This is a genomic window from Gemmatimonadaceae bacterium (assembly GCA_030647905.1).
Taxonomy (GTDB): Bacteria; Gemmatimonadota; Gemmatimonadetes; order Gemmatimonadales; family Gemmatimonadaceae; genus UBA4720.
In genome coordinates this window covers 589,694-596,213 of the sequence record JAUSJA010000026.1, presented here as the reverse complement: position 1 = coordinate 596,213, position 6,520 = coordinate 589,694, and the positions used below count along the sequence as shown (strand labels likewise).

Annotated in this window: 7 protein-coding genes; 5 read left to right on the top strand and 2 right to left on the bottom strand. The window is 59.8% G+C overall.

Going from position 1 to position 6,520, the window contains the following annotated elements; all coding sequences use genetic code 11:
* The 3 genes from Q7S20_08990 to Q7S20_08980 form a co-directional block, all read left to right on the top strand.
* Window positions 1-272, top strand: a 272-nt coding sequence (locus Q7S20_08990) for a hypothetical protein (protein ID MDO8501968.1), incomplete at its 5' end; no start/stop codon positions are given.
* Between the two features lie 46 nt (window positions 273-318).
* Window positions 319-444, top strand: a complete 126-nt coding sequence (locus tag Q7S20_08985; protein ID MDO8501967.1) for a hypothetical protein — start codon at window positions 319-321, stop codon at window positions 442-444.
* A 299-nt stretch (window positions 445-743) separates the two neighbouring features.
* Window positions 744-893, top strand: coding sequence for a hypothetical protein (locus Q7S20_08980; protein MDO8501966.1), 150 nt, complete (start codon window positions 744-746; stop codon window positions 891-893).
* An 857-nt stretch (window positions 894-1,750) separates the two neighbouring features.
* Here the strand turns inward: Q7S20_08980 and Q7S20_08975 are convergent.
* Window positions 1,751-2,236 (bottom strand): hypothetical protein, encoded by a 486-nt coding sequence (locus Q7S20_08975; GenBank protein ID MDO8501965.1) that lies wholly within the window; start codon window positions 2,234-2,236, stop codon window positions 1,751-1,753.
* Window positions 2,237-2,847: 611 nt separating this feature from the next.
* Here Q7S20_08975 and Q7S20_08970 point away from each other — a divergent pair.
* Entirely contained in the window at window positions 2,848-3,060 is a 213-nt protein-coding gene (locus Q7S20_08970; GenBank protein MDO8501964.1) for a F0F1 ATP synthase subunit delta, read from the top strand.
* Here Q7S20_08970 and Q7S20_08965 read toward each other — a convergent pair.
* Entirely contained in the window at window positions 3,057-5,327 is a 2,271-nt protein-coding gene (locus Q7S20_08965) for a prolyl oligopeptidase family serine peptidase (GenBank protein MDO8501963.1), read from the bottom strand. The genes Q7S20_08970 and Q7S20_08965 overlap by 4 nt on opposite strands.
* A 393-nt stretch (window positions 5,328-5,720) precedes the next feature.
* On the opposite strand from Q7S20_08965, the gene Q7S20_08960 reads away from it, so the two are divergent.
* The gene (locus tag Q7S20_08960; protein ID MDO8501962.1) at window positions 5,721-6,509 is read left to right on the top strand and encodes a hypothetical protein; all 789 of its coding nucleotides are present in this window, start codon (window positions 5,721-5,723) and stop codon (window positions 6,507-6,509) included.
* Window positions 6,510-6,520: the final 11 nt, after the last annotated feature.

Here is a 6,520-nt window from a genome sequence, read left to right as displayed (position 1 = left end):
TGACGATCGAGAAGGTGCGCGCGTTCATTGGCAAGCCCAATCTGATCGGCGAACGATTTCTCGACACGTACACACCACTCACCACGTCTGGCACCACCGGAACGCCCGGTGTCTTCGTGCTGGACGATCACACGATGGCCGTGACGAACGCACTCGTCCTACGCATGCTCGGCGCCTGGTTCCGAGTGACCGATATCTTCAGGATCATCGCCCGAGGCGCCGGCACGACCCTGATATGTTGGAGTTCCCAGGATTCGGTGGACAGGAGCTAGCATCCGGGTAGCAGCGGGCGCCGATCCGGATCGTGTCTGGCGGGCGGTGCACACCGAGATCATGCGCGTGCTCGCCGCGGGCAACCTCGGTCACGTCACCGTCCGGCGCGCCGAGGAACCGCCGGAACAGTCTGCTAGCGGCAAGTACCGCGCGGTTATTCCGCTGACCTGATCCCGGCGGCGCGCATCGTGACCGTGATGTGAACCGAGAACCCGCTACCTGACTGCTGCCATCGATCGCGGCGCGATCGCAGGGCGGCCACGGCGATTACGACGGACACCGGCGCCAACTGTTTGTCGTTTGGTCAAATAGATCTGATAGGCACGAATCTGCTCGGGGGGAACTACCGCCTGCCGCGAAGCGGTTGAGTCCAACGGACCGTATGTTGACGAGATGGCTGCTCCCGTTCTCGTGAACGTGGCAAGCCTTGTTGTGCGCGCAGCCCTTCCAGTGGTTGTGAGGAGATATGCATGATTCGTAAGCTGAAATCGGGCGAGTATCGCCTCTACTCGCGAAAGGTCGACCCCAAAAGTGGCAGGCGGCGGAACCTCGGTACGTTCAAGACCCGAGGCGCCGCGGAGAAGCACGAGCGGGCGGTTCAGTTCTTCAAGCACGGATAGTGACAGAAAGCACCCCCGTGACGGTCTCGAATCGCTATCAGGGTCGGCGATCCGGTGTCGATGGCGGTGCTGCGGGTGGCTCTAGCTCAGGAGGGAAGGGATCCGTCGGGGGCGGCTCTGACTGCTCGCCGGCGCAGCCGCCAGGAGGCTCCGACGCAATAACGGCCCGTCACCCAAAAGTGAGCAACTTCAATCGCTGAAAGTGTGCAATTTCAATCGCTGTTGACACCCCATCGGAATAGCGAAGTAGGCTGGGCGCAGTTCACACACATTGAGTATCACTGAATCATAACCTGCGCAGTTACGACGGCGAGGATCTCATGAGTCTGACAGCTTGGTCATTGGCAATCGTAACCCTCTTCGGCTCGCCACTTTCGGCCCAAATTTCTGCTGATCGCGTGGTCATAGGTACCGAGGTTCGATTCCGGCTTGCGAGCCCAGATTCTACCTCGGGTCCGACTATTCTCCGTGAATGTGAAGGGAAGGTTTCAAGGTTGTCGCTCGACACTATTGTCGTGCGCCCACACGGGCAGTGCGGCAGTGACATCCTGCAACCAAGGCTCGTTGAACTTCAAACTGAAAAACGGCGGGGTTCGCGAGTTGCCCACATCAAAAAGGGACTGATTTTCGGCGCGATCAGTGGAGGCATTCTTGGCCGCTTAATCGTCGGAGATGGGTGCAAGAGACCGGGGTGTGACGGAGGATATGCGGTCCTTCAATACACTCTCACCGGCCTGGTTGGCGGAGGAATTATCGGGAGCGCAATCGGTTTTGCTCTGCCCGCGGGCACCCATTGGCATTCAATTCGCGGCCGATCTGTACGTATCGACTATGAACGATAGCCAATAACGTCTGGTTTATTGGCTGTTTCTGCGAAACGTGTAAACCTTTCCGCCTAGGGACAACCTTAAGATGGATGTTGCGGGCAAGCCTTCGATCGAGACAAGCTGCGTCCCGAAACCTTTTGAAGATCGAAATTCCACACGCTGACTAACGATCGTCCATTCTCCGAAGTCTTCAACGAAACGACGCTGATCGATCAAAAGCAGCCGATTTGGGTCACATTGCAATCGGAGCGAAACAAGAACATCGTAGAGCGGACGTTGGTCTACGCTCCCGGCAGAAAGACTCAGCTCCCCTTGAAAGATTTCGCGGGGACAATCGCCACTTTCGATGGGAATCGGCAGGTTTTGGCCATCGACCTGCTCGAGCACGTAATCGCCTTTCGCGGGCAACAGATTAGGCGAAGTCGAGCTTGAGCAGCCGATAATGATCGAAGCAGCACAAAAGGTCAGAAAGCTCGTCGTGCGCTTATGCCTTCCGAGCGCCGTGTCAGTATCCATATGCCCTCAAACTCTCTCGATAAGGAGAGGAACACGAATAGTCGGGATTAACAAACCAGCCGCAGAAATCAACTTGTGCCCAAAAGTATTCAGTCCTACTGCTGCTTATTAGTCGACTTGCTACAGGGGTCGTCGAACCACCGATGAATTGGGCATCAACTTGTCCCAAGTTCTGCGGGGCGGCGAATTCAAGCGTATGGTACCCACCCAACGGGTGATCGCAGTTATCCCAATTCCACCAGAATCCGCTTGTATTGCAACAGGTTTGCGTGCGGTAGTTGGCGTGTTTCCCGACAGATACCCAAATCCTTGGAGCTCCGAAGCCAGGCGAGCCTTCAGCGTCTTCCAAGTCGCTGGCTGCGTAGCCGGCAGTGTTGTCATTTTCTGCCTTCCAGTGAGCCGAAAGGGTTCCATATTTTAGCGACCAAGGAGCGTACGTCGAATTGGTCGACTGGCCGACCTCAAGAATGATCCATTCAGAATCGCCATTCACCGGTCCGGGCCGTTCGGTGTGCGCGGCGGTGTGCGCGGTGGACCCGATTCGGGCCAGAACCGGGAGGCGACGCCTCGCGGCGGTCAGAGCCGCGCCATACTTTCACGACCGCGATTGAATTTCCCGTGCCCGCCAGGCCAGCGAGAACGAGCGAAACGCGATCGCCGAGCAGCTGTCGAAGGTGCTGGGGAAGCAGGCGATGCTGCATGTCAACGTGAATCCGGCGATACTCGGCGGCGTGATCGTGAAGGTTGGCGACACGGTGATGGACGGGTCGGTGCGGAAGCGGCTGGCAATCCTCCGGAGCAGAATACTGTCGGGCGTGGCCTAGTTCGCCCTTGAACGTGGCGGCTTCACGTACTTGTCGAGCCACTCGGTCATTTCCCAGAGCGTGTGGCCGAGTGATTCACGGGCGCGGTAGCCGTGCGGCTCGGCGGGCAGCATCACGAGACGCGCCCTTTTGCCATTGCCTTTCAGCGCCGCGAAGAACCGCTCGCTCTGCACCGGGAATGTGCCCGTATTGTCATCCGCCATTCCATGGATCAGCAGGATGGGCACCCCGATGCTGTCGGCGTAGTTGAACGGCGACATCGTCATGTATACGTCGCGCGCCTTCCAGTAATTCCGGTCCTCGGCCTGGAAGCCGAACGGCGTGAGCGTTCTGTTGTACGCACCGCTTCGGGCGATGCCAGCGCGGAAGAGATTCGAATGCGCGAGCAGATTCGCCGTCATGAAGGCGCCATACGAGTGGCCTCCCACTGCAATGCGTTCGCGGTCAGCCACACCCATCTCGACGACCTTGTCCACCGCGGCCTTTGCGCTCGCCACCAGCTGCGGCACGTACGCGTCGTTCGGTTCTTTGTCGCCTTCGCCGACGATCGGCATGGTGGGATTGTCGAGGACGCCGTAACCCTGAGTCAGCATGAACAGGTGCGACATTCCCGACGGGCGCGTGAAGCGGTAGGGTGAGCCGGTGACTTGCGACGCCGCGCTCGCGCTCTTGAATTCCTGGGGATACGCCCAGAACAGAAACGGCAGCGGACCTTTGGACTTGTCATAGCCTGGGGGCAGGTACAGGGTCGCTGATAATTGAACGCCGTCATTGCGTTTGTAGGTGATGAGCTGCTTCGTCACACCGGCGAACTGCGGCGCGGGATCCTTGAACTGGGTCACCGCGACGAGCGTTCGATCTCCGGCAGAAAGTTCGCGAATGAAATAATTAGGAACTTCACTGAGGCTCTCGCGGCGGGTGAGAAAACGCACTTTGTCCGCGTCGAGCAGCACAATCGGCTCCTCGTAGCGCGGAGCGTCCGAGCGCCACAGGCGTTCAGTCTTCGCACTGCCGAAGTCGAAGCGATCGAGGAAGGGTCGATCGCCTTCCGGCGAAGCACCCTGGGCGATGAGGAAGGCCTTTGATCCGTCCCTTGTGGTGAACACTACCTGCAGACCGAAGCGTCCGGCTGTGGTGGCGAATGATCCCGGGTTGGCGTAGGTGTCCTCAAACGAGCGATCCCAGAGCAGCTTTGGCGGCACCCCCGGCGTGGACGGATCGATAGTCCAGGTGCGGGCTTTTCTCGTCTTCTGCCAGAATTCATCGACGACTGCGAGATTGTCGCGTCCCCAAGTGATTCCGCCGAAACGATTCTCGACCTCAATCAATGCTTGCGGCTCGCCGGTGTATGGTGCAGCGAGACTCAGCACTCGGTCCCGCTTTGGAACCACTTTCGCGGGATCGCCATTGTCGAGTGCCTCGACCCACACGACCGTAGCGGGAGCATCCGCCCGCCACGATGGCTGGCGAAGCCCCGTCGCGACAGCCCCTGATGCGCCGCCCACACGATCCTGAAGACCGACATCGGCGAGGGTCCGGACGACGCGACCGTCCGCTGACCATACATCGGTACGCGTCGGGAACCGGAAGCGGGGGACCTGATACGACCACGGCCGATGTAGTGCCTGGACGAGAATCCATCGTCCGTCAGGCGATGCGCGCGACACAACGTAGATCCCTGGCTTTCCGATCGCTGTGACGTTTCCGTCGAGTCCCACCGAAGCGAGCTGCGCCGCGTAGTAGTAGTCGAAGCGAGCTTCGTCGGTCGGATTCTGCAGCAGGTTTTGAAATGTGGCGTTTCCCGCAGTCGTTGTTACTTCCGTCTCCTGAACTACAGGCCCCGCCGGGATCTCTGGCGCTCTGGGCGCCGAGCCTCGATTGTGAATCACCATGCGACAGAGCAGCGAGGCCGTGGTCGCCCATGAGCAGGGTTGGCCCGCGGCACCGTTCACGTTCCATCGGGTCAGCTGACGCGACTTTCCCGTTGCAGCGTCGGCAACCCAGATGTTGAGGGCGCTATCAGTGCGGACAAGGAACGCGACGTTGCGGCCGTCGGGCGACCACAGTGAGCTGATGATGCTCCCTCGCGGCGGTGGGGCAACTTGAACCTCGTGCGATCCGTCGATGTTCCGGATAGCCAGCCCTCTGACTGCCGTCTCGTACCAGCTGCCGTTCGTGCGGGGATTCACCCGGTCACCCGCGAGCGCCAGATATGGCGCGGAGATCTCTTCGATGCTCGGTAGTGCGGCTCGCCGGACCAACATCATCCGATCGCGCTGGGCGCTTAGAGTCACTAAGGGCAACGGCTCGGCATCCAGCATCTGCGGGATTGGGGCGGGCGGTTGTTTGTAAGACGTCGGCTGTTGCGCGACGACACCGAACGGCGCCGCAAAGAGCAAAGCGACTCGGGCGAGAGAACGACGTCTCATAGACAGAACCTCAGCTTCTGGGGGACGATAGCGCACCCGGCAAATGGACTGCTACGTTATAGCGAATCTTAGCGAAAGAGCGAGATGAGGAAAGCTCGAATCCGTCATTGCTCCACCGCCCTGGCCTTCGGGTGTGGCGCGCTAACCGCCTGCCTGCCCCCGTTGGAGGTCGCCCGATTTGCGAGGTCCGCGAGTGAGACAACCGCCGAGTTCCCTCCCGTCGCGAAAGAGATGTACGCCAGCTGTCTGCGGTTCGAAGGCTACAAGGCCCAACGGACATCCGGCTGGTACGACGCCGAATCTCTTCGAAGTCAATGCGCGTCACGCGACACCGCCGTCGCAGGCGTTCTCGCCGCGAACAGAGTGTTGAGCGCCTACTTCTCAGCGCTGGCAAAGCTTGCCGACGACCAGATCATCTCGGCTGACAGAGAGATCGGCGGACTCGCGGCAATCGTGAAGAGATCGGGTCTGGATGATGCGCAGATCGACGCGGTAGCCGGGCTCACGAAATATCTCACTTCCGCGGCGATCGATACCTATCGGCGTGGAAGGATCGGAGAAGCGGTTGCATCGCAGAATGAAAACGTCGTCCTGGTCACGAAGGGACTCCGCAGCATCATCAATCGCGATTACCGCCAGATACTCAACATCGAGGGGCGCGCTGCGAACGACTTCTACCGCGTTGCGGTCACCGAGAATCGGGAGCGCGAGCCGCTGGCGGCGATTCTCGTGCTGAAGGATCGGGACGACCGCGTGGCCGAGCTAAGAAAAAAGACCGAGGCCGTCGATGCCTACGTGAGGGCGCTGGACGCGGTCCGCGCCGGGCATCAGAAACTGTACGACCACCGGAACACTCTTCCCAACACGGGCTTCAGCGTCCGCATTCCAGGAGAGCAACTGTTTCATATAGACGGACGGCCACGAGAAATGTTCGCGCCCCAAATTCCTGTGGAACAACTCGGCCCCGGGGTGGACGTCGCATTGGAGACCGCTCGAAAACTGCTTGGGCAATCGCGTTGACTAAAGTCGAC

Bases quoted from the DNA above. Each gene is read 5' to 3' on its own strand.
- Q7S20_08980 (MDO8501966.1), top strand. From the start codon at position 744: ATGATTCGTAAGCTGAAATCGGGCGAGTATCGCCTCTACTCGCGAAAG.
- Q7S20_08975 (MDO8501965.1), bottom strand. From the start codon at position 2,236: ATGGATACTGACACGGCGCTCGGAAGGCATAAGCGCACGACGAGCTTT.
- Q7S20_08965 (MDO8501963.1), bottom strand. From the start codon at position 5,327: ATGATGTTGGTCCGGCGAGCCGCACTACCGAGCATCGAAGAGATCTCC.
- Q7S20_08960 (MDO8501962.1), top strand. From the start codon at position 5,721: ATGTACGCCAGCTGTCTGCGGTTCGAAGGCTACAAGGCCCAACGGACA.